The following is a 21,121-nucleotide window of genomic DNA, read 5'->3' on the forward strand; positions in this document are numbered from 1 at the left end:
CTTCCTTTTGTCGCGTCAGGCGTCGCCGGCCAGTACCTGCGCGATATGCAGCACGCGCGTGCGCGAATCGCCGGTGCGGCGCAGCCGGCCTTCGATGTTGAGCATGCAGCCCAGGTCGCCCAGCACCACGGCATCGGCGCCGCTGGCCTGGATGTTGGCGCATTTCTCGTCGACGATGGCCGTCGAGATGTTGCCGTACTTGACCGAGAACGTGCCGCCAAACCCGCAGCACGCCTCGCAGTCCTTCATCTCGGTCAGTTGCACGCCGGGCAGCTTGTCCAGCAGCGCGCGGGGCTGCTGCTTGACGCCCAGTTCGCGCAGGCCCGAGCACGAATCATGATAGGTGACATGGCCGGCAAAGCCGGAGTCGAGCGTGTCGATCCGGGCCACGTTGACCAGGAAGTCGGTCAGCTCGAACACCCGCTCGCGCAGGCGCTCGTAGCGGCCGTGGAGTTCGGGGTCGTCGCGCAGCAGGTCGTGGTAGTGATGGCGGATCATCCCGCCGCACGATCCCGAGGGCACCACCACGTAGTCGAACATCTCGAACTCGCGCAGGAATTTCTCGGCCAGGTCGCGCGAGACGGTGCGCTCGCCGGAGTTGTACGCGGGCTGCCCGCAGCACGTCTGCGCCTCGGGAACCATCACCTCGTAGCCGGCCGATTCCAGCAGCTTGAGGACGGAGAACCCGATGTCGGGACGCATGAGGTCCACCAGACAGGTGGCGAACAGTCCGATTCGCATGACTTCCCTTTTCCAGACCCAGAAACCCCGCAATTATGCCCCGCCACCCTGCCGCTGCGGGCACCGGGCGCCGCAATCCTGCTCATGGCCGGGCCAAATGTGGCTCATCGACGGCGCGCTGCCGGGCAGTATCGGCCGAAGGAAATCTCGGAAATCACGTTTCACCCGTTGAAATTTTCACGATGCGAGATAGAATCAGGCAACCGCTTAATATGCCGCACGGCAACATTTTCCCATGGCAGAAATGGCAGAAGCCGACAAGGCGCCCGGCAAGACCTCGATCCAGGTGATCGAGCGCATGATGACGCTGCTCGACGCGCTGGCCCAGCACGCCGACCCCGTCAGCCTGAAAGAGCTGTCGGGGGCCACCGGCCTGCACCCTTCCACCGCCCACCGGATTCTCAACGACATGGTGGCGTGCCGCTTCGTCGACCGGTCCGATCCCGGCAGCTACCGCCTTGGCATGCGGCTGCTGGAGCTGGGCAACCTGGTCAAGGCGCGGCTGTCGGTGCGCGACGCGGCGCTGGCGCCGATGCGCGCGCTGCACCGGGTGACCGGGCAGACCGTGAACCTGTCGGTGCGCCAGGGCGACGAGATCGTCTATATCGAACGCGCCTACAGCGAGCGATCCGGCATGCAGGTGGTGCGCGCCATTGGCGGGCGGGCGCCGCTGCACCTGACCTCGGTCGGCAAGCTGTTCCTGGCCGCCGACGAAGGCCCGCGCGTGCGCAACTACGCCACGCGCACGGGGCTGGCCGGGCATACGCGCACGTCGATCACCGACCTTGCCAAGCTGGAGCGCGAACTGAGCTGGGTCCGGACCAACGGCTACGCGCGCGACAACGAGGAGCTGGAACTGGGCGTACGCTGCATCGCCGCCGGCATCTACGACGATTCGCGGCGGCTGGTGGCCGGCCTGTCGCTGTCGGCGCCGGCCGACCGGCTGCAGGATAGCTGGCTGCAGAACCTCAAGGAGACTGCGCTGCAGATCTCGCGCGGCATGGGCTACGTGCCGGAACCGGCGGCCTGACCGCGCCGCCGCCCTTCATCGCCAGACGGCCAAAAAAGAACGCGCCGGGAGCGCAAGCTCCACGGCGCGTTTTCCATGCGCGACGGCAACCGCTCAGGTGCCGTGCGACTGCTGCGATGCCAGGACCGCCGCAGGGGATTTAGGACCCTGCGTAAGATTGGGTGTAGACGGAAAAGGGCGCGGCTGGCCCCCTGCCGACGGTGGCTGGTGCTCAAGCCATTGGCGCACCCGCGTGGCATCGGCAAAGCGCGACAGCTTGCCGACCGAATCCAGGAACACCATCACCACGTTGCGATCGTTGACGCGCGTCTGCATCACGAGGCACTGGCCGGCTTCCGAGATATAGCCGGTCTTCTGCAGGCCGATCTCCCAGCTGCCGCCACGCACCAGGCGATTGGTGCTGACGTAGTGCATCGTGCGGCCGGCGACGCTGACCTCGTGCTCGGGCTGCGTCGAGAATTCGCGGATCGTCGGGTTGCGGTAGGCGGCGTTGACCAGGCGAGCCAGATCGACGGCGCTGGACACGTTGCTGCTGGACAGGCCGCTCGAATCGACGAAGTGGCTGTCGTTCATGCCCAGTTCGCGGGCCTTCTTGTTCATGGCGCTGACAAACGCGGGCAGGCCGCCCGGATAGCTGCGGCCCAGCACCGACGCGGCGCGGTTCTCCGACGACATCAGCGCCAGCAGCAGCATCTCGTGGCGCGTGAGCGTGGTGCCGAAGCGCAGGCGCGAGCTGCTGTGCTTCTCGGTGTCGCGGTCGTCCTCGGTCACCGTAAGCATCTCGTCCATCGGCAGGCGGGCGTCCATCACCACCAGCGCGGTCATCAGCTTGGTGATCGAGGCAATCGGCAGCACGGCCGTGGAATTCTTCTGGAACAGCACCTCGTTGGTGTTCTGGTCCATCACCAGCGCCACCGACGAGCGCAGCGACAGCGCGTCTTCGGTATCGCGCAGGCCCATGGCCTCGCCCAGCGACGGCTTGGCCGGCACGAAAGCGGCCCGCACCGGCGCCGCATGGCGGGCCGCCACGACGGAGCGCTTGCCATTCTTGAGCACGATCACCTTGCGCGGCGACGCTGTCGCCTTGGCAGAAGCAACCGCTTTGGTGGATTTAACAGCTTTTTGGGTCTTTTTCGCCGACGTTTTCGCCGCAGTCGACTTCGTCGCTGCGTACGTGGCCGGCGCGGCCATCATGGCAACCGACACCAGCGCCGCAGCGGCGAAGGCGGTCAGTCGAGGAAGGCCGAAGCGTAGAGAAATCATGGATTCGGTCCGGAACATGTCTGTTCAGCGCGGAAACGGAATGGCGCTAGTGTAGGAAATTAAGAAATTCTTAGCAAGATTAACGACTTACAACGGCTCTTTAAAGTTCGATTGCCAAACATTTCCACAATGTGGAAAAAGAGACGTTTCAGTCATCCCCTGCCTAACGTAAATACAACAATACTTTTGCGCCGGCGGCGCCGGGATCACCCCACCCTTCAGGCCCCGGATAACGTCATAACGGCCTGCATGGTGGAATCCTAATACCGGAAAACGCCGACTGCGGGTGAATCAGGAGAGGAAACGCACGAACTGGCTAACCGGTTCACGTTCCGTCGTCAACTGGTTGGCCGTCGCGTCGGGGTCTGCATAGCCGAGCGACATGCCGCACACCACCATTTCCTCCTCGGTCAGCCGCAGGTGCTGCTTGATGATCGTATGGAACTGCGTGAACGCCGCCTGCGGGCAGGTGTCCAGCCCGCGGGCCCGCGCCGCCACCATGATGCTCTGCAGGAACATGCCGTAGTCCAGCCAGCTGCCCTGCTCCATGATCCGGTCGATCGTGAAGATTAGCCCCACCGGCGCGTCGAAGAATCGGAAATTTCGCGCGTGCTGCTCGTGCATCCGCGCCTTGTCCTCGCGCCGGATGTCCAGCAGGCTGTACAGGTCCCAGCCGAGCTTGCGGCGGCGCGACAGGTACGGGTCCACCCACTCGCGCGGGTAGTACGGATACTCCTCGCGGTACTTGGCGTCGCGTTCGGGATCGTCGTAGGCGGCCAGCACGTCGGCGCAGAACCGCGCCTTGGCTTCGCCCGATAGGACATAGACCTTCCACGGCTGGGTGTTGGTACCGGACGGCGCCCGGCTCGACACGGCCAGGATGGCCTCGATGGTCTCGCGCGGCACCGGGGTGTCCAGGAACGCGCGGACCGAGCGGCGCGTGGTGATGGCGCGATCGACAATCGCGGCGTCATCTGGGGGCGACATCGGGTCTCCTGTCATGCCTGCTGTCTGTTGTCCTCGGGCCGGTCGACGACCAGCGCCTGCAATGCCTGCCGCAGCGCCGGCGGCAACGCCACCGGACGCCGCGTCTCGCGGTCCACGTAGACGTGCACGAAGTGCCCCTGCGCGGCCGTCACATCGTCATCGTTGCGGAACAGCCCCACCTCGTAGCACACGCTCGAATTGCCAAGCCGCGCCACGCGCAGGCCCGCCACGACCGTATCGGGAAAGCTCAGCGACGAGAAGTAGTTGCACTGGGTCTCGATGACGAGCCCGATCGTGCCGCCCCGCTCGATGTCGAGCACGCCTTCCCGGATCAGGTACGTGTTCACGACGGTATCAAAGTAACTGTAGTAGACAACGTTGTTGACGTGGCCATAGACGTCGTTGTCCATCCAGCGTGTGGTGATGGGCTGGAAGTGCGCGTACGCGCTTCGGCAATCGGGTTCAGGCTTCATCGGATGCGATCCAGGTCGGCAGGAAGCGAAGACGGGATGAGCGTCGCCGCAGCCACACGGGAGGTCCGTATGAGCGCACGGCAAACCACAAGGTTCCCAGGATTTTGCGATGTATGCGACGCCATCGTCAGACCGCCGCGGCCACGGACGCGGCCGGCAGGCCATCGAGCGCGCGATAGCGGGCGTGATAGCCGGCGGCCAGCATGACGGTTTGCCGGTGCACGGCCACGGTGTTCTCGATCTGGTTGCCGTAGCCGCCGGCCATCGCCACGGCAATCGGCAGGCGCTGCGACAGCGCGAAATCGAACACCATGGTGTCGCGCCGGGCCAGCCCCGCCATGGTCAGGCGCAGCCGGCCGAGCCGGTCGTCCTCATGAGGATCGGCGCCGGCCAGGTAGATCAGCAGGTCGGGCGCAAAGCGGGCGCGCAGTGTGTCGAGCGCACCAGCCAGCGCGGCCGCATAGCCGTCGTCGTCGCACCCATCGGGCAGGCCGACGTCGAGATCGCTGGCCTCCTTGCGGAACGGGTAGTTCTTCTCGCCATGCAGCGACAGCGTGAACACGGTGGGGTCGTCGCGCAGAATCGACGCCGTGCCGTTGCCCTGGTGGACGTCGAGGTCGATCACGGCCACGCGGCGCACGCTGCCGTCGCGCTGCAACTGGCGCGCGGCGATGGCGGCGTCGTTGAACACGCAGAAGCCGCCGCCCTTGTCGGCATAGGCGTGATGGGTGCCGCCGGCCAGGTTGACCGCCACGCCCTCGGCCAGTGCGGTGCGGCATGCGGCAATCGTCGCACCGGCCGACCGGCGCGAACGCTCGACCATCTCGGCCGACCACGGGAAGCCGATCTCGCGCTGGCGCGCCGCGTCGAGCTGGCCGCTGGAGACATCGGCGATGTAGTCGGCGGTATGGGCCAGCGCCAGCGCGGCATCGTCGGCGCGCGGCGCTTCGTGCAGGACCAGGCCCGGCACGTCGCGCACTACGGCGTCGCGCAGCATGCTGTATTTGCGCATGGGGAAGCGATGGCCGGGCGGCAGCGGCAGGACGAAGTGGTCGGCGTAGAAGGCTTGCATCGAACGAATGGGAGGCGCGGGATGCCCGGCGGCGCGCGACGCGCTGGCGCCATTCCCCGACCGGGCAGTCAGCGATGGTAGCACCGCCGCTGCCGGCGTGTCCGCACCCGCCTGAAACGGGCGTTTTTCTCGCGTTGCACCACCAGAACCGGCATCTGCCGACTCAGGAAAAACCCTGATCTGGCGCCGGATAGTGGCTCACGATGCCTTTCCCGGCCCCTTCCTGCCCCTATTTTTTGTGCGACGCACAAAAACCGCTTGACACATATCGTCGAATTCTTAGAATTGGAATTGTTGCGGCGCATCAAAGCGCTGGACGGTCGGCAACGACAGTCCGGACGGCGCCGCCGGATACGAAGGTACGCTCGGGCTGGCCAGACATTCAAGTCATGGCCTTGACATCTGGGCGGCTTAATTTCTTTACGCTTGACCTTGAAGTTCACCACTGGAGACCAGCAATGATCCTGACCCCGGAACAAGTTGCAGCCGCACAAAAAGCCAACCTCGAGACCCTGTTCGGTCTGACCTCGAAGGCCTTTGAAGGCGTCGAGAAGCTCGTCGAGCTGAACCTGCAAGTGGTCAAGGCTACGTTTGCCGAGAACGTCGACAACGCCAAGAAGGCGCTGTCCGCCAAGGATGCCCAGGAACTGCTGGCCATCCAGGCCTCGCTGGTGCAGCCGGTTGCCGAGAAGACCCTGGCCTACACGCGTCACCTGTACGAAATCGCTTCGGAAACCCAGAGCGAGTTCACGAAGGTTGCCGAAGCCCAGCTCGCCGAAGGCACGAAGAACGTGCAGGCCCTGGTCGACAACTTCGCCAAGAACGCCCCGGCCGGCTCGGAATCGACCGTCGCCATCGTGAAGTCGGCCATCTCGGCCGCCAACAACGCCTACGAATCGGTCCAGAAGGCCACGAAGCAGGCTGTGGAAATGGCCGAAAGCAACTTCCAGGCTGCCGCCACCGCCGCGACCAAGGCTGCCCAGCAAGCCAGCGCCACGGCCCGCACGGCTGCCAAGAAGCCCACGGCTGCCGCCTAAGCTTCTGCGTCTGTAACACTCCAGCGTACCGGCTCCGGCCGGTCCGTTGGCAGAGCGCCCTCTCCGCCCGTCGACCAGGACGCTCCGCCAACGGCGGCGACCCCCGCAGCATCCCTATCGCCCGCACCGTACCGCTGTCTCCTCGGTGCCGATCCAAAAGGTATCGATTCAAACCCGGCCCCTGCCAGCAGGTCGCCGGGATTTTTTTCGTCCCGGCATTGGTGGACGGCGGAGATGCTTGGCGGTTAATTGAGAAATAGTGCCGATATCAAGATCCCGCGAATTCCAATAAGGCGTTGATGTTTATAGCGAAAACGCCATTCCCACCAATTCGCCCAGCATTGACATGCGTTAAGGCCTGACCAGGCACCCGGCGGTTACAGTCCGCGCCATCCCGCAATCCGCGCCAGGCCGAATCGTGAATCGCAGTCGCTACCGCCTCGTCTTCAACCATCATCGCCGCATGCTCATGGCCGTGGAGGAATCCGCCACAAGCCAGGGCAAGGGCCGGGAGGCAGGCAGCCGGGCCGGCACGCGCGGCACCCCCACCACCGCCGTGCGTTTTGCCGTGCCAACACTGGTCCTCTTGGCCTGGATCGCGGCGGGCCTGCCCGTGGATGGCTGGGCGCAGGTGGTGGCCGACCCGAACGCGGGCGCGCACCGTCCGACCATCAGCCAGACCGCGAACGGCCTGCCCCAGGTCGATATCACCCGGCCCTCGGGCGCGGGCGTATCCATCAACGACTACAGCCGCTTCGACGTGCCGAAGTCCGGCGTCATCCTCAACAACTCGCCGAGCGCCGTCGCCACCCGGCAGGCCGGGTTCATCAACGGCAACGCCAACCTGCTGCCGGGCGGCTCGGCCCGGATCATCGTCAACCAGGTCACCAGCGCCAACCCGAGCCAGCTACGGGGTTACCTTGAAGTGGCCGGGCCGCGCAGCGAGGTGATCGTGGCCAATCCCAACGGCATCCTCGTGGACGGCGCCGGCTTCATCAACACCAGCCGTGCCACGCTGACCACTGGCGCGCCGGTCTACGGCGGCGGCAGCAGCCTCGACGCGTTCCGCGTGACCGGCGGCCGGATCGCCGTGCAGGGCGACGGGCTCAATGCCACCAATGTGGACCAGGTCGACCTGATCGCCCGCGCGGTACAGGTCAACGCCGCGCTATACGCGAACCAGCTGGGCGTGGTGGCCGGCGCCAACGAGGTCAGGCGCGATACGCTGGCCGCCACGCCAATCACGGGTGCCGGCCCTGCCCCGTCCGCCGGCATCGATGTCGCCGAACTGGGCGGCATGTATGCCAACAAGATCCTGCTGGCCTCTACCGAGCATGGCGTGGGCGTGTCGCTGCGCGGCGTGGCGGCGGTACAGGCCGGCGACCTGACGCTGACTTCCGCGGGCCGTCTGGTGCTGGCCGGCCAGGCGTCGGCGAGCGGAAACGTTGTGGCCCGCGCCCGCGACGGGATCGACCACACCGGCACCACCTACGGCATGCAGGATGTCTCGATCGAAACCGGCGGCGCGCTGTCGAACCGCGGCACGCTGGCAGCGCAACGCGGGATGTCGATTGCCGCCGGCAGCGTGGCATCGACGGGCACGCTGGCGGCTGGCGTGGACCGGGACGGCACGGCCGGCGCTCCGGCGGATCTCGGCGTGGTGGCCACCGCCGGGACGTTGTCCGCGACCGGCCAGAACCAGGCCAGCGGCAACGTGACACTGCAAGGCGCGGGGCTCGATCTCGCCGGCAGCCAGACCGCAGCGGGCGGGAATCTCGACCTGCGGGCCGGCCTTGGCGATCTCGATTTGACCGGCGCCACCGCGACGGCGGGCGGCAAGCTCTCCGCCAACGCTGCACGCGCCCTGACCAATGATCGGGGCCAAATCGCCAGCAATGGCGACATGACCCTCTCGGCGGGCAGTGTGTCGAACCGGGGCGGACAGATCGGCACGCAAGGCAGCGCCTTGATGGCAGCGGCCCGCATCGACAATCGTGACGGGGCGGTACAGGCGGCAGGCGCCCTATCGTTCGTGGGGCCGGTGGCGCTGGACAACCGCAAGGGCCTGCTCTACGGCGGCAAGCGCTTCACGCTCGATCACGTCGGCGCCACGCTCGCCAATGCCGGCGGCCAGGTGCTCGGCGGCACCGATGTCACGATTCGCGTCGACTCGCTCGACAACCTCAAGGGCGCCATCAAGGCCAACCGGGACGTGACCGTGGCCGGCGCCGTCTCGGGCAATGGCGAGATGGCAGCGGGCCGAAACTTGTCGCTCGATGTCTTGGGCGACTACGAGAACGATGCCGACAACAGGCTGCGCGCCGACGAAGACATGCGCGTCTCGGCCAGCGGCAAGCTGACCAACACCGGCACGCTGGCGGCGGTGGGCGGCTTGACCGTGCAAGGCGCCGATGTGGTCAATGCCGAGGGCGCCGGCATGGTGGGCCGCTCGACTACCGTCGAGGCCGGGCAATCCCTCGCCAACGCCGGCCGCATCGAAGGCGATACGGTCCGCACGCACGGTGCCACGACCACCAACACCGGCACGATCATCGGCAACGACGTCACGGTGCAAGGCGGAATCATGGTCAACCATGGCCCGGCGGCACTAGTGGCCGCGGTGAAAAACCTGCGCGTCCACGCCACCGATTCGGTCCACAGCCTTGACGGCGCCACGCTCTACAGCGCGGGCGACCTGCAGATTGCCCGCGATGGCGAACGGGATGCGGAGACCGGCCTGCTCGTCAACCAGATGGCCAAACTGGTCAACCGGTCGGCCACGATCGAGGCCGAGGGCGATATCGACATTGCAGCCACCGATATCAGCAACACACGGACGAGCATCGTGACCGAGGCCGGGTCGCCCACGTCAACCACGAAGAAGCTGAAGCTGTGGCAGGCAGGGCTGAAGGGCTGGGACCTGCACTACTACGCAAGCATCACCTTTCCGGCCTGGCGCTGGGGTACGGAAAACGCCGGCGTCAGCACGCCGCAGACCGACGCACTACGCACGCCGGTCACCATCACCGTAGACAAACGGACCGTGGCGAACCTCGACACCGGCAAGCGCAGCCTGACATTCCTCGAATCTCCCATCGAACTGTTCCGGGGCCAGGATGCGGAAAGGGGCTGCGACATGGAGACCTACGTCTGCTCGCGCGCGCTCACCACCCATCCCACCCAGTATTTCGAGGAGATCCGGGACAACGGCGATACGTACAGCATCACTTTCTGGCCCGACTTCGACCCGGAAATCCATATCCGGCCCGACGAAGTCCGCCAGCAGCACATTGGCACGGACCACAACGAGATTTTCCGGACCATCACCACCACCACCGCGACCGACCGGCTCGTCAGTGCGTCGGACCCGGCCAGGATACAGGCCGGCGGCGCGATCCGGATGCAGAGGCGGGGCGGCAAGATCCTGAACCATTCCTCGATCATGGCGGCCGGCGGCGATCTGGTCCGGGTGTCCGACGCCGGGGCGGTGCAAGACATCGGGACGGTCCTGCAACGGACCGTGACGACGACCGAGACGTCCACGCTCTACAGGCACCAGCGCAGCGGGAGCCGCGAGAGCTTCTACGACATCGCCTTCCCCACCACACCCCAGGCGCCGACGACCGTCGCCAGCCTGCCGGCCATCGCCACGGCCAACCAGGCCGTCAAGACCTCCGGACAGACCATCGACATCGCCACCGTGAACCGCTCGGGCGAGACCGTCACGGGCGGTGATGGTGGCGGCAACGGCTTGCGCGAGGGCCTGCCGGACCTGCGATTGCCGACCAACGGCCTGTATCGCCACCAGACCGCGCCGGACGACACCTACCTGATCGCCACCGATCCGCGCTTCACGCAGTATTCACAGTTCATTTCGAGCGACTACATGCTCGGCCAGCTTGGGCTCGACCCGATGCAGACGCAGAAGCGGCTCGGCGACGGCCACTACGAGGCCAGGCTGATCCGGGATCAGGTCACGCAACTGACCGGCCGCACCTTCCTCGGCGCGCATGGCGACAACCTGGCGCAGTACCAGGCGCTGATGGACAGCGGCGTGGCCCATGCCGGCGCGCTGAACCTGACCCCCGGTATCGGCCTGACCGCGGACCAGATGTCGCAGCTCACCTCGGACATGGTGTGGATGGTCAGCCAGGATGTGACCCTGCCCGATGGCATGCAGCAGAGCGTGCTGGTGCCCAAGGTCTACCTGGCGCAAGCCAGCACCGTCGACCTGCAAGGCTCGGGCGCGCTGGTCAGCGGCAAGCAGGTCAGCATGCAGGCCACCGGGACCGTGGCGAACAGCGGCCGGATCGTCGGCGACCTCGCCACGCGCGTGGTGGGCACGAACGTGATCAATCAGGGCGCCATTGGTGCGGTGGGCACGACGCTGGTGGCGGCACAGGAAGACGTCCGCAATCTGGGCGGCCGGATCGCCGGCACCGATACGCTGGTGACGGCCGGACGAGACGTGATTAATACCGCATACACGATCACGAACACCACGAGCCTCGCCAACGGCAACACTGCGAGTGCCACGGGCGTGGGCGCGGCGGGATCGATTTCCGCCACGAACAGCGTCGGCGTGCTGGCCGCGCGCGACATCGACATGGCAGGCGGCAGCGTCAATGCGGGTCAGGACGCCCTGCTCGGCGCCGGCCGTGACCTGACGCTAGGCACGGCGACCACAGGCACCACGCAGGATGCCAGCGCGAACGGTGGCAGCGACTTCCTGCGGGAGCGGACCAGTACGGGGGTCGGCAGCCACGTGCAGGCCGGCGGCAGCTTGACGGCCGTGGCCGGACGCGACGCGTCGCTGATCGGCTCGGCCATCGAGGCCGGCGGCAACGCTACCCTGCTCGCGGGGCGCGACGCCACGGTGACCGCGTCGCTGGATACGCAGTCGCGCGAGTCCGCCTCGCTCAGCAACAAGCGGTCGCAATCTACGGCATCGTCGTTCGACGAAACTGCGCGCGGCAGTGCGATCCAGGCGGGCAGCAATGCCACGTTGGGGGCCGGACAAACCGCCGCCGTGAGCGCGTTCCTGCAGGCCAACGGCATCACCCCGGTGGACGCCGGCCCGCAGCGGGCCGGCAACGTCGCCATCCTCGCCTCGTCGGTCAGCACGGGCACCGCTGACAGCCCCGGCGGCGCCGTGGCGCTGGTAGCCACCGGCGACATCGGCATTGGCACGGTTACCGAACGGCACGCATCGCAAAGCTGGTCGCAATCGAAGAAGTCGGGCTTCATGTCGAAATCCGAGACGACCAAAACCACCAGCTCGCGCGAGACCGTGGCCGTGGGCTCGGTGGTTTCCGGCGACGCCATCGTCGGCAGCGCGGGCCGCGATCTCGCCATCAGCGGATCGACCGTGGCCGCAACGCGGGACCTGGGCCTCGAAGCCGGCCGCAACCTGACCATCGCCGCCGCCGAGAGCACGAGCGAGCGCAGCAGCTACTCGCGCACCCGGGCCTCAGGTTTTGGCGCGACGGGCGGCGGCCTTTCCTATGGCTCGCGCGACCAGAAGGACACCTACAACGACAGTACAGTGACGCAGACCGGCAGCCTGGTCGGCAGCACCGACTGCAACGTCAGCCTGCGGGCCGGGGCCACGCTGCAGGTGACTGGCAGCCAGTTGATCGCTGCCAAGGACCTCAAAGGGGTGGGCGCGGACGTGGTGATCGAAGCTGCCAAGGGCAAGGAGAACCACGATGAGACCCACGAGATCAAGCAAACTGGCCTGACGCTCGGCGTCAGCGGCGGCGCCCTGGGCTCGGCCATCAACGCGGGGCAAAAGGTCGGTTCCGCATCGAAGAGCCAGGATGGCCGGGCATCGGCACTGTGGGGTATCGCCGCGGGACGCGATGCGTACGACGCGGCCATGGGCGCCGGCGACGCGGTCAACAGCCTGGCCGGCGGCGGCGGTCTGGCGGGCACCGCGATTACGCTTTCGCTGGGCACCAGCAAAAGCAAGACCACCCTCACGCAGGACAGCACCACGCATACCGGGTCGAACGTACAGGCCGGCGGCAAGGCTGTCTTCATCGCCACGGGCACTGACGCCGACGGCAACCAGACGGCCGGCAACCTCGACATCATCGGCTCCGGCGTCTCGGGTGCCCATGTGGGGCTGGCGGCCACGGGCCAGGTCAACGTGGTCTCCGCCACCGACACCTACGAGAGCCACAGCACGAGCAAATCAAGCAGCGGCAGCATCGGAGTGTCGTATGGCGCACAGGGTTTCGGGGTGTCGGTGTCGGGCTCGAAGAGCAAAGGCAACAGCGACACTACCGGCACCACGCAGGTCAACAGCCGCGTGACGGGCAACGAAACCGTGTCGATCGTCTCCGGTGGCGACACCAACATCCTCGGCGGCGTGGTCAGCGGCGGCAAGGTGGCGGCCAACATCGGCGGCAACCTGACCATCGCCAGCCGCCAGGACACCGAGGAAACCAAGGCGCGGCAACAGAGCATGGGCGGCGGCCTCAGCTTCAGCCAGGGCGGCGGCCTGAGCGGCTCGTTCTCGGCGTCGAAGGGCAAGGCTGACGGCAGCTACGCCAATGTGGCCGAACAATCCGGCATCCGGGCCGGCGACGGCGGATTCGATGTCCAGGTCAAGGGCAACACCGACCTCCAGGGCGCCGTCATCGCCAGCACGGCCGACAGGGAAAAGAACAAGCTGACCACCGGCACCCTCAGCTGGAGCGACATCGAGAACAAGTCGGACTTCAAGGGCACCTCGTTCGGGGTGGCCGGCGGCTTCACCTTCGGACCGAAGGCCAAGGACGAAAAATCCGGCCAGACCGCGGGCAAGAATACCGGTGGGATAAGTCCCATGATTCCCCAGAGCGAAAGCGGCAGCCAGCGCGGGCTGGCCCAGTCGGGCGTCGCCGAGGGCACCCTTCAGATTACCGATCAGGGCAACCAGCAGCAGGACGTGGCAACCCTCAACCGCGATACGACCGATACCAACTCGGGCGTGGGCAAAGGCCCGGACCTCAAGAACCTGCTCAACAAGCAGGCCGACATGATGTCGGCCGCCCAGGCGGCTGGCGAGGCCGTGGCCAAGTCAGTGGGCGACATCGCCGGCAGCAAGCTCAAGGACGCGGCCGCGGAACAAAAGAAAGCGCAACAAGCCTTCGACGCCGACCCCAGCGAGGAAAACCGCGCCGGACTGGCCAAAGCCACCGCCGATGTGGAAGGCTGGAAGGAAGGCGGTGATTACCGCGCCGCCCTCCACGCTGCCGGCGGGGCGATGATTGCCGGGTTGGGAGGTGGCAATGCGCTGGCCGGGGCGGTGGGTGCAGGGGCTTCCTCGCTCGCGGCTGGGAAGCTGGCTTCGCTAGGACAGTCGGTGGCGGAAGGCGTTGGCAGTGGGAATGCCGGTTTGGATGAAGCGATTGGGAATCTGGCAGCGAACGTGCTGGCTGGGGGGATCGGGGCGGCTGTTGGTGGTGGGTCCGGGGCGGCGACTGGGGCGAATGTGGATCGGTTTAATCGGCAGTTGCATCCGGATGAACGCGAGTGGGCGAAGGAGAATGCCAAGGAGTTTGCGGAGTTTTATGCGGAGCGGGCTGGTAGGGAGATCACGGAAGAGCAGGCTCAGAGTATGCTGCTGGCGTCCGGATATCGCCTTGTTGACGGCATGGCAAGTAAAGGGCTTTCCGATGAACTGCTGCCGATTGAGTTTATCGGCCAGTTCGCGGGTTCAATGTTCAGCGCAACACCCACTGAATATAACAATCCATTTCTGCATGGAAACGAGAGCGGTTCGCTAACCCCGGAGCAAAAAGCGTTGCCCGGTGCAACCCCGGCAATTAACCCCGACTACACAAGCGCGGTTGGCGCCGGAGCGGGACTTTTGGGGAATGCGACAGTCAATCTACGGAACAGCCAGCCATATTTGGGCGCCGGGGGAGCCGTTCCCTTAGCCCCGTCTGGAAGCTTCGTGTGGGGGTTCATTTTCAATAAAAAAGGCGACCCTGCAGAGGCCACCGATAGATTCCTGGACGGCGCTTCATATGTAGGGGGCGGCTGCTTCGGTGTTTGTTTGAACGTAAATAAGTCAATTGGTGGCAGCTATGCACTGGAACTTGGCTTTGGATCACCAGGTATTTTACTAGGCACGGGGGTTAGCAAGCCAATTGGAAAAAGCCGGTGAATAATAAAAACTTTGCACTCTTAATTCCCTTCCTTACGGCTATAGCGATAGGCCTCGTGCATTCGTGTCTATCGGGGCCTTCGCTTGGACAAATAAGGAAAGCGCGAGAAATGCTCCGAGCGGATATGAGCATACTTAGAAAACAAGTCAGCAACGTTGCAAGCTTTGACGATGACCGCAAAACTAAAGTGGGTAGTGCGATTCTCTCACTGGAAATAACCCCTGCTTCTTGGACACAAAGCGGAACGCCAAGTTACGTAACACTTCTCGATGGATTGGGTTGGAAACGGGCAGCCATCGCCACTGGAATTATTTTCATGTGCAAGCAAGGCGCCTCAGCTTCCATAATCGAACCACCATCTGAAATCAATGGTCACGGATATATTAACATGAAATACCCAGCCGATCCCCGCGCTAGATGTCAATGAATCCGAACTGAAAGGATAAAGGATGAATCTTAGCGAGCATTGACACAGGAGCCTCCACGGACCACGCAAAAAACCCTTAGAAACCGGAACAAGAGGATGGTGAACATAGTATCGGCGGCGCTGCCGTCGGAACAATAGCAGGGTATTTTGCAGGGCAAGGTATTGCGAAGCCCTTCGCCCACATCAAGGGTGATTTGGATCCGCTCAGACCAGATTGGATAGACCTCGGTTACGGAATCTCCAAATGGAATGCAGCCAGCCCAATACCAGGCATTGTTGGGGCTGCGGGATCTACTATCGAACAGGAACGCACAGGGAACAGCGTAAAGAATCTTATCGAGGGGCTGCAAAAATGAATCCGCAATTCCGGCACTGGATCGGCCAGGGCATACAGCTTCTGCTTTTATTCTCCGTCACAATGATTGCGCTTGTTTTAGCATTCGATATTTTCATCGTTCCATTACTTAATGCAATCTTCTTAAGTACAAAAAATTGGTGCGGCATTATTTATCAATGTTCCACGGGAAAACTACCCTCACTAAGTCAATTTCTATTGTCAGCCGCACCCTGGCAAAATTCAATAAATGAGCATACGTGGCCAAATATAAAGAAAGGCGTCATGGCTGGCGCCATAATGGCCTTTATATGGACTTTGTATCTTGTACCTAGGCGGAGGTAACGGCACAAAAGACCACTCCCAAAGGAAACAAGAATGACGCCCACCCCGGGGATCTTCGGCGGATTTGGATCCACCATAACGCAGGAACTATTGGGGAACGAAGCAAATCAGATTGAAAGAGCACGAAAATGACACGAGCCACATACGCTCTCTTGCACAATATTTTATGCGTCACGGCGATATTTACCGCATGCTTTTTCGGACTTATCGTAGTAATAAAGTTTGCTTTCGTTCCTTTTTTAATTGCCCTCATCCATAACTCACCTCAATGGTGCGGAATCGTGTCCGCATGCCAAGTGCGTGGGATGCCAACGCTGATGCAAGTGATGACGTCTAGCTCTACGTGGACGGATATAACAGACATCCAAATCTGGCTCAGCCTCAAGAAATGGGTGGGAGTAGGAATATTGGGTGGATTGGCCCGGTCTTTACTTCACGCGCCGTCACGCAAACAAACCTGAAATCGGCATGGCTCAGTCGATAAAACGACACTCGAAGTAAAGCAACCCTCTAAGCTCTACTTTTGACACCAAACGTTAGTGATCCGACAAATAAAGGTGACCCATCTGAACAGGCGCAGCGGATGTTGCTGGCGAGTGGGTATCGGCTTGTCGACGAGATGGCAAGCACCGGAATCGCTGGTGACAACTACGCTGTGGCATTTATCGGCGCAAATGCAGGGAGTTTATTCAGTGCGACGCCGGAAGAACGCCGCAATCCGGGACTGCTTCGTGGGCCGTTGAGGCTGGTGCGAATCCCACCTATGGCATTGGATTGGATGGCAAAATCAATCTCCTTGAATTTTATTATTTACCGTGGATGTTATTCTGGGTTCACACAAGATACCGATGCACGAGGACCATAGTGCTATCAGCACCATACAACCCGCTTTCGAAATCAACCTACTAATTCCAACCGGCCCGGACGCCCCCTCTGGCCTCTCCAACGCCGATGTTTTCAACACCTTCCCAATTCGCCACCGCCGCCGCGCTTGCGGTCGGTTTTTTGAGCGTGCCATCCGTCTCGATGGCGCAGACATCTCCAACTCCCCGCCAAGCCGCAGCCCTGAACAACGCCGAGCAGGAGCAGCGTAATCGCCAGCAGCAGGAAGCGCGGGAGCGTAGTGCCGCCGTGGAAGCCCCGGCAGTGCTGGTCCCTTCGGCCGAGCAGGCGGAGTTTCCGCCGCTTTCGAAAGAGGCCCCCTGCTTTCCCATCCAGCGTTTCGTTCTTGAAGTGCCGGCCGACCTGCAGGCCAGCAGTGCCTCGGCCTTGCCGATGGACCCATTCGCCTTCGCACGCGCCTGGCTTGACCATTACCGGGGCGAATGCGTTGGCGGTCAGGGCGTCGGGACGCTGGTCAAGGGGCTATCCCAGGCGATTCTTGCGCGCGGTTATGTGACCACGCGGGTGCTGGTGCCCGAGCAGGATCTGACGTCTGGTACGTTGAAGCTGGCCCTGATTCCCGGCGTGATCGGGGAAATTCGATTCAGTGAGGCCGATGTTTGGGGGACATGGAAGGCGGCGTTTCCGACCTCGGCCGGGGAACTGCTGAATCTGCGCGATCTGGAGCAGGGGTTGGAGCAGATGAAGCGCGTCGCGAGTCAGGACGTTGACATGCAGATCATGCCGACGCCGGTACCGGGAATCAGCGACGTGGTCATCACGGTCAAGCGCGGCAAGCCGTGGACGTTGGTGGCATCGGTCGATAATTCCGGATCGCGTTCCACGGGCACATGGCAGGGAAATCTGAGTCTGGGCATCGATAACCCGCTGGGTCTGAGCGATATTCTTAATGTCGGCTTCAGTCAGGATGTGATGGTCGATGACAAGGAATATGGCACCCGTGGCTGGAACACTTTCTACGCGATTCCATGGGGTTACTGGACCGCGACCCTATCCGCATCGAGCAGCAACTATTATCAGCAAATCGCCGGCGTCAACCAGACGTTTGTTTCCAGCGGAAAATCCGAGAATGTCGACCTGAAGCTTCATCGGGTGCTGCGCCGCAGCCAGAACGATGTGCTGGGGGTGCAGATGCGATTGACGCGCCGCTTCGGTCGGAGTTTTATCGCGGATTCCGAACTTCCCAATCAGCGCCGGAACAATACGATACTGGAATTCGGCATTACGGATAGGCATTATTTCGGTCGGTCCCAGCTCGACGCCACGGTTTCATACCGCCAGGGTATCGGGGCTTTTGGCGCGCAGGATGACCGGCTGGCAGCCGAAGGCGGGGCGACGTGGCGCTACCGGATGGTGGTGATCGACGCGAACCTCTCCGTGCCATTCAAGCTGGCAGATCAGCCATTACGTTACGTCACGACGGTGCGCGGACAGTTCACCAACGACCGCCTGTATTACGTCGACGACCTGACCATTGGCAGCCGATATACCGTGCGGGGATTCGACGGGGAAAGCATGCTGGCGGGCGAACAAGGATTCTACTGGCGCAATGAACTGCAGGTTCCGTTGGGGACTTCAGGGCAATCCATATACGCGGGGCTGGATTATGGCCGGGTTGCTGGGCCAGCCACGAAAAATCAGGTTGGAAAACAACTGGCGGGCGCCGTGATCGGCCTACGCGGAGGGCTGGGCGGATCGAGACTCGGTAGTTTGTCGTATGACGCGTTTGTCGGAACGCCGGTTTATAAGCCAGAGCATCTGCATACGGCCGGACTGACTGCAGGCCTGCAGATGACATATCAGTACTAAGAAAGAAAAACCCGCCTCTCGGCGGGTTTTTCTCATTCAACAGCCAAACTCAGCGCTTGCGCGGCGGCGGCACGTCCGTGCACACCCCTTCGTAGATCTCCGCAGCCATGCCGATCGACTCGCCGAGCGTCGGGTGCGGGTGGATGGTCTTGCCGATATCCACCGCATCCGCGCCCATCTCGATGGCCAGGCAGACTTCGCTGATCAGGTCGCCCGCGTGGGTGCCGACGATGCCGCCGCCGATGATCCGGTGCGTTTCCTCGTCGAAGATCAGCTTGGTGAAGCCTTCGTCGCGGCCGTTGGCGATGGCTCGGCCCGACGCGGCCCACGGGAACACGCCCTTGCCGTACTTGATGCCCTGCTGCTTGCACTGGTCCTCGGTCAGGCCAGCCCAAGCCACTTCCGGATCGGTGTAGGCCACCGACGGAATCTGCTTGACGTCGAAGTATGCCTTCTCGCCGTGGGCGGCTTCGGCGGCCACGTGGGCCTCGTGCACGGCCTTGTGCGCCAGCATGGGCTGGCCGACGATATCGCCAATGGCGAAGATGTGCGGCACGTTGGTCCGCATCTGCTTGTCGACGTCGATGAAGCCACGGTCGGTCACGGCCACGCCGGCCTTCTCGGCGCCAATCTTCTTGCCGTTCGGCGTGCGGCCCACGGACACCAGCACCGCGTCGTAGCGCACCGGCTCGGCCGGGGCGCCCTCGCCTTCGAACTTGACGTAGATGCCGTCCGGCTTGGCTTCCACGCCCACCGTCTTGGTCTTCAGCATCACGTTGTCAAAGCGATGCTTGTTCATCTTGTCCCAGACCTTTACCAGGTCGCGGTCGGCGCCCTGCATCAGGCCATCGAGCATTTCCACCACGTCGATGCGCGCGCCCAGCGTGCTGTACACCGTGGCCATTTCCAGGCCGATGATGCCGCCGCCGATGACCAGCATCTTGTTCGGGATGTCGCGCAGTTCCAGCGCGCCGGTCGAATCGAAGATGCGCGGATCTTCGGGGATGAACGGCAGCTTCACGGCCTGGCTGCCGGCCGCGATGATCGCCTTTTCAAAGCGGATCACGGTCTTCTTGCCATTGGTGGCCTTGCCGTCGCCCTCGGTTTCCTGCACTTCCAGGTGATTCGGGTCCAGGAACGTCCCCACGCCGCGCACCACCTGCACCTTGCGCGCCTTGGCCATGCCGGCCAGGCCGCCGGTCAGCTTGCCGACCACGGTTTCCTTGTAGTGGCGCAGGCCGTCCAGGTCGATCTTGGCTTCGCCGAACAGGATGCCGTGCGCGGCCAGCGCCTTGGCCTCGTCGATCACGGCCGCGTTGTGCAGCAGCGCCTTCGACGGGATGCAGCCCACGTTCAGGCAGACGCCGCCCAGCGTGCCGTAGCGCTCCACCAGCACCGTGTTCATGCCCAGGTCGGCCGAGCGGAAGGCCGCCGAGTAGCCGCCGGGGCCGGCGCCCAGCACGAGCATGTCGCACTGGATGTCGGCGCTGCCGCCGTGCCGGGCGGCCGTGGGGGCCGGGGCCGCTGCGGGGGACGGCGCTGCCGCCGGCGCCGGGGCCGGGGCCGGGGCCGGGGCCGATGCAGGAGCCGGAGCCTGCGCTGCTGCCGCCGCCGCGCCGCCTTCCACCGTGCAGATCACGGTGCCCTTGGCAACCTTGTCGCCTACCTTCACCTTGACGTCCACCACCTTGCCGGCGGCCGACGACGGCACGTCCATGCTGGCCTTGTCGGACTCCAGCACGATCAGCGACTGCTCTTCCTCGACCGTGTCGCCGGCCTTGACCAGCACCTCGATCACTTCCACCGCGTCGAAATCGCCGATATCCGGCACCTTGACTTCGATCACACTCATGCTTTTCCTCCTGGATGCGCGCCCCGCCCGCCGTGGGGGTCAGGCCGCGTCGTCTTTGTTGGTTGCCGCGTCGCCGGGTTCCTGGGGCGCCGCCTGGATGCTGCCAAGGAGCTGTACCGTATGCACGTCGATCGGGCCGGCCGAGCTCTTGTCGAACTCGATCCCGGCATCCACGCCGATTCGCGCGATGTCGCCCGCGCCCAGGTCGGGCCGGTCGTAGACCGCGTGCATGGCCCCGAGCGCATAGTTGCGGCCCGAGCCGATGCCCCAGAAACGGTCGAACGAGAACACCTCGCGGTAGGAATAGACGCCAAAGATGCCGCCCGGGTTGGCGATCAGGCAGACGATCTGCGAAGACTCGTACGGGTCGTCGTCGTCTTCCTTGGTGTTGATGAAGTACTCGGTCTTGAGCCGTTCATGCACCTTCAGGAAGGTCCGGAACACGTCGTCGCGCGTCAGCAGCCGGCATTCGTCGCCCATGCCCGTCAGCAGCGCGCGCATGACCGGGAAATGCGCGGTGGTGCCCGCCAGCGCGACAAAGCTCTCGCCCACGGGAATCACCTTCTGGTTGCGCTCGTAGGCACGCGACAGCCGCGTATCGCCGAACGTCACCAGCGCATCGGCCGCAATCGCTACCTCGTCACCCTTACGTACGACAACGCAGGTCGTCATGGCTCGCCCCTCGAATC

General features: G+C 63.9%; 13 protein-coding genes. 6 read left to right on the forward strand and 7 right to left on the reverse strand.

Features of this window, described 5'->3' with window-relative positions; all coding sequences use genetic code 11:
* Nucleotides 1-15 precede the first annotated feature (15 nt).
* Nucleotides 16-741 carry a (Fe-S)-binding protein gene (locus QTN24_RS14825; RefSeq protein ID WP_124684475.1) on the reverse strand — a complete coding sequence of 242 codons (726 nt, stop codon included), beginning with the start codon at nt 739-741 and terminating at the stop codon, nt 16-18.
* A gap of 244 nt (nt 742-985) precedes the next feature.
* Here QTN24_RS14825 and QTN24_RS14830 point away from each other — a divergent pair, with 244 nt between their 5' ends.
* A complete protein-coding gene (locus QTN24_RS14830) occupies nt 986-1,771 on the forward strand; it encodes an IclR family transcriptional regulator (RefSeq protein WP_124685129.1) in 786 nt (261 codons plus the stop codon).
* Between the two features lie 93 nt (nt 1,772-1,864).
* On the opposite strand, the gene pbpG is transcribed toward QTN24_RS14830, so the two are convergent.
* Complete coding sequence (gene pbpG / locus QTN24_RS14835; protein WP_409559029.1) at nt 1,865-2,827, reverse strand: D-alanyl-D-alanine endopeptidase; 963 nt, start codon at nt 2,825-2,827, stop codon at nt 1,865-1,867.
* Between pbpG and QTN24_RS24945 the strand changes: the two genes are divergently transcribed.
* Entirely contained in the window at nt 2,820-3,089 is a 270-nt protein-coding gene (locus QTN24_RS24945) for a hypothetical protein (RefSeq protein ID WP_409559030.1), read from the forward strand. The genes pbpG and QTN24_RS24945 overlap by 8 nt on opposite strands.
* Before the next feature lie 236 nt (nt 3,090-3,325).
* Here the strand turns inward: QTN24_RS24945 and QTN24_RS14840 are convergent, their stop codons facing one another.
* The 3 genes from QTN24_RS14840 to QTN24_RS14850 form a co-directional block, all read right to left on the reverse strand.
* Complete coding sequence (locus tag QTN24_RS14840) at nt 3,326-4,021, reverse strand: nitroreductase (RefSeq protein WP_124684477.1); 696 nt, start codon at nt 4,019-4,021, stop codon at nt 3,326-3,328.
* A gap of 11 nt (nt 4,022-4,032) precedes the next feature.
* Nucleotides 4,033-4,494: a thioesterase family protein gene (locus QTN24_RS14845; protein ID WP_313837851.1), complete on the reverse strand. Its 462-nt coding sequence runs from the start codon at nt 4,492-4,494 to the stop codon at nt 4,033-4,035.
* A gap of 127 nt (nt 4,495-4,621) precedes the next feature.
* On the reverse strand, nt 4,622-5,566 hold the full coding sequence (locus QTN24_RS14850) for a histone deacetylase (RefSeq protein WP_313837852.1): 945 nt from the start codon (nt 5,564-5,566) through the stop codon (nt 4,622-4,624).
* A 458-nt stretch (nt 5,567-6,024) separates the two neighbouring features.
* Here QTN24_RS14850 and phaP1 point away from each other — a divergent pair, with 458 nt between their 5' ends.
* The 4 genes from phaP1 to QTN24_RS14870 all read left to right on the forward strand — a co-directional run bounded on the left by phaP1 (nt 6,025) and on the right by QTN24_RS14870 (nt 18,580).
* The gene (gene phaP1, locus QTN24_RS14855; protein ID WP_124684480.1) at nt 6,025-6,603 is read left to right on the forward strand and encodes a TIGR01841 family phasin PhaP1; all 579 of its coding nucleotides are present in this window, start codon (nt 6,025-6,027) and stop codon (nt 6,601-6,603) included.
* A gap of 418 nt (nt 6,604-7,021) precedes the next feature.
* Entirely contained in the window at nt 7,022-14,761 is a 7,740-nt protein-coding gene (locus tag QTN24_RS14860; protein WP_313837853.1) for a hemagglutinin repeat-containing protein, read from the forward strand.
* A 125-nt stretch (nt 14,762-14,886) separates the two neighbouring features.
* On the forward strand, nt 14,887-15,189 hold the full coding sequence (locus QTN24_RS14865; protein WP_313837854.1) for a hypothetical protein: 303 nt from the start codon (nt 14,887-14,889) through the stop codon (nt 15,187-15,189).
* Nucleotides 15,190-16,819: 1,630 nt separating this feature from the next.
* On the forward strand, nt 16,820-18,580 hold the full coding sequence (locus tag QTN24_RS14870) for a ShlB/FhaC/HecB family hemolysin secretion/activation protein (protein ID WP_409559031.1): 1,761 nt from the start codon (nt 16,820-16,822) through the stop codon (nt 18,578-18,580).
* A 49-nt stretch (nt 18,581-18,629) separates the two neighbouring features.
* Here QTN24_RS14870 and lpdA read toward each other — a convergent pair whose 3' ends face one another.
* On the reverse strand, nt 18,630-20,432 hold the full coding sequence (gene lpdA / locus QTN24_RS14875) for a dihydrolipoyl dehydrogenase (protein ID WP_313837855.1): 1,803 nt from the start codon (nt 20,430-20,432) through the stop codon (nt 18,630-18,632).
* 39 nt (nt 20,433-20,471) lie between these two features.
* Nucleotides 20,472-21,104, reverse strand: a complete 633-nt coding sequence (locus tag QTN24_RS14880; RefSeq protein ID WP_253699880.1) for an MFS transporter — start codon at nt 21,102-21,104, stop codon at nt 20,472-20,474.
* Between the last annotated feature and the right edge of the window lie 17 nt (nt 21,105-21,121).

It is taken from the genome of Cupriavidus sp. SZY C1, from assembly GCF_032190535.1.
Lineage (GTDB): Bacteria > Pseudomonadota > Gammaproteobacteria > Burkholderiales > Burkholderiaceae > Cupriavidus > Cupriavidus pauculus_C.

Excerpts from the sequence above, each read along its gene's own strand:
- QTN24_RS14825 (WP_124684475.1), bottom strand. The coding sequence starts at position 741 with ATGCGAATCGGACTGTTCGCCACCTGTCTGGTGGACCTCATGCGTCCC.
- QTN24_RS14830 (WP_124685129.1), top strand. The coding sequence starts at position 986 with ATGGCAGAAGCCGACAAGGCGCCCGGCAAGACCTCGATCCAGGTGATC.
- QTN24_RS14840 (WP_124684477.1), bottom strand. The coding sequence starts at position 4,021 with ATGTCGCCCCCAGATGACGCCGCGATTGTCGATCGCGCCATCACCACG.
- QTN24_RS14845 (WP_313837851.1), bottom strand. The coding sequence starts at position 4,494 with ATGAAGCCTGAACCCGATTGCCGAAGCGCGTACGCGCACTTCCAGCCC.
- QTN24_RS14850 (WP_313837852.1), bottom strand. The coding sequence starts at position 5,566 with ATGCAAGCCTTCTACGCCGACCACTTCGTCCTGCCGCTGCCGCCCGGC.
- phaP1 (WP_124684480.1), top strand. The coding sequence starts at position 6,025 with ATGATCCTGACCCCGGAACAAGTTGCAGCCGCACAAAAAGCCAACCTC.
- QTN24_RS14865 (WP_313837854.1), top strand. The coding sequence starts at position 14,887 with ATGAGCATACTTAGAAAACAAGTCAGCAACGTTGCAAGCTTTGACGAT.
- QTN24_RS14870 (WP_409559031.1), top strand. The coding sequence starts at position 16,820 with ATGTTTTCAACACCTTCCCAATTCGCCACCGCCGCCGCGCTTGCGGTC.
- lpdA (WP_313837855.1), bottom strand. The coding sequence starts at position 20,432 with ATGAGTGTGATCGAAGTCAAGGTGCCGGATATCGGCGATTTCGACGCG.
- QTN24_RS14880 (WP_253699880.1), bottom strand. The coding sequence starts at position 21,104 with ATGACGACCTGCGTTGTCGTACGTAAGGGTGACGAGGTAGCGATTGCG.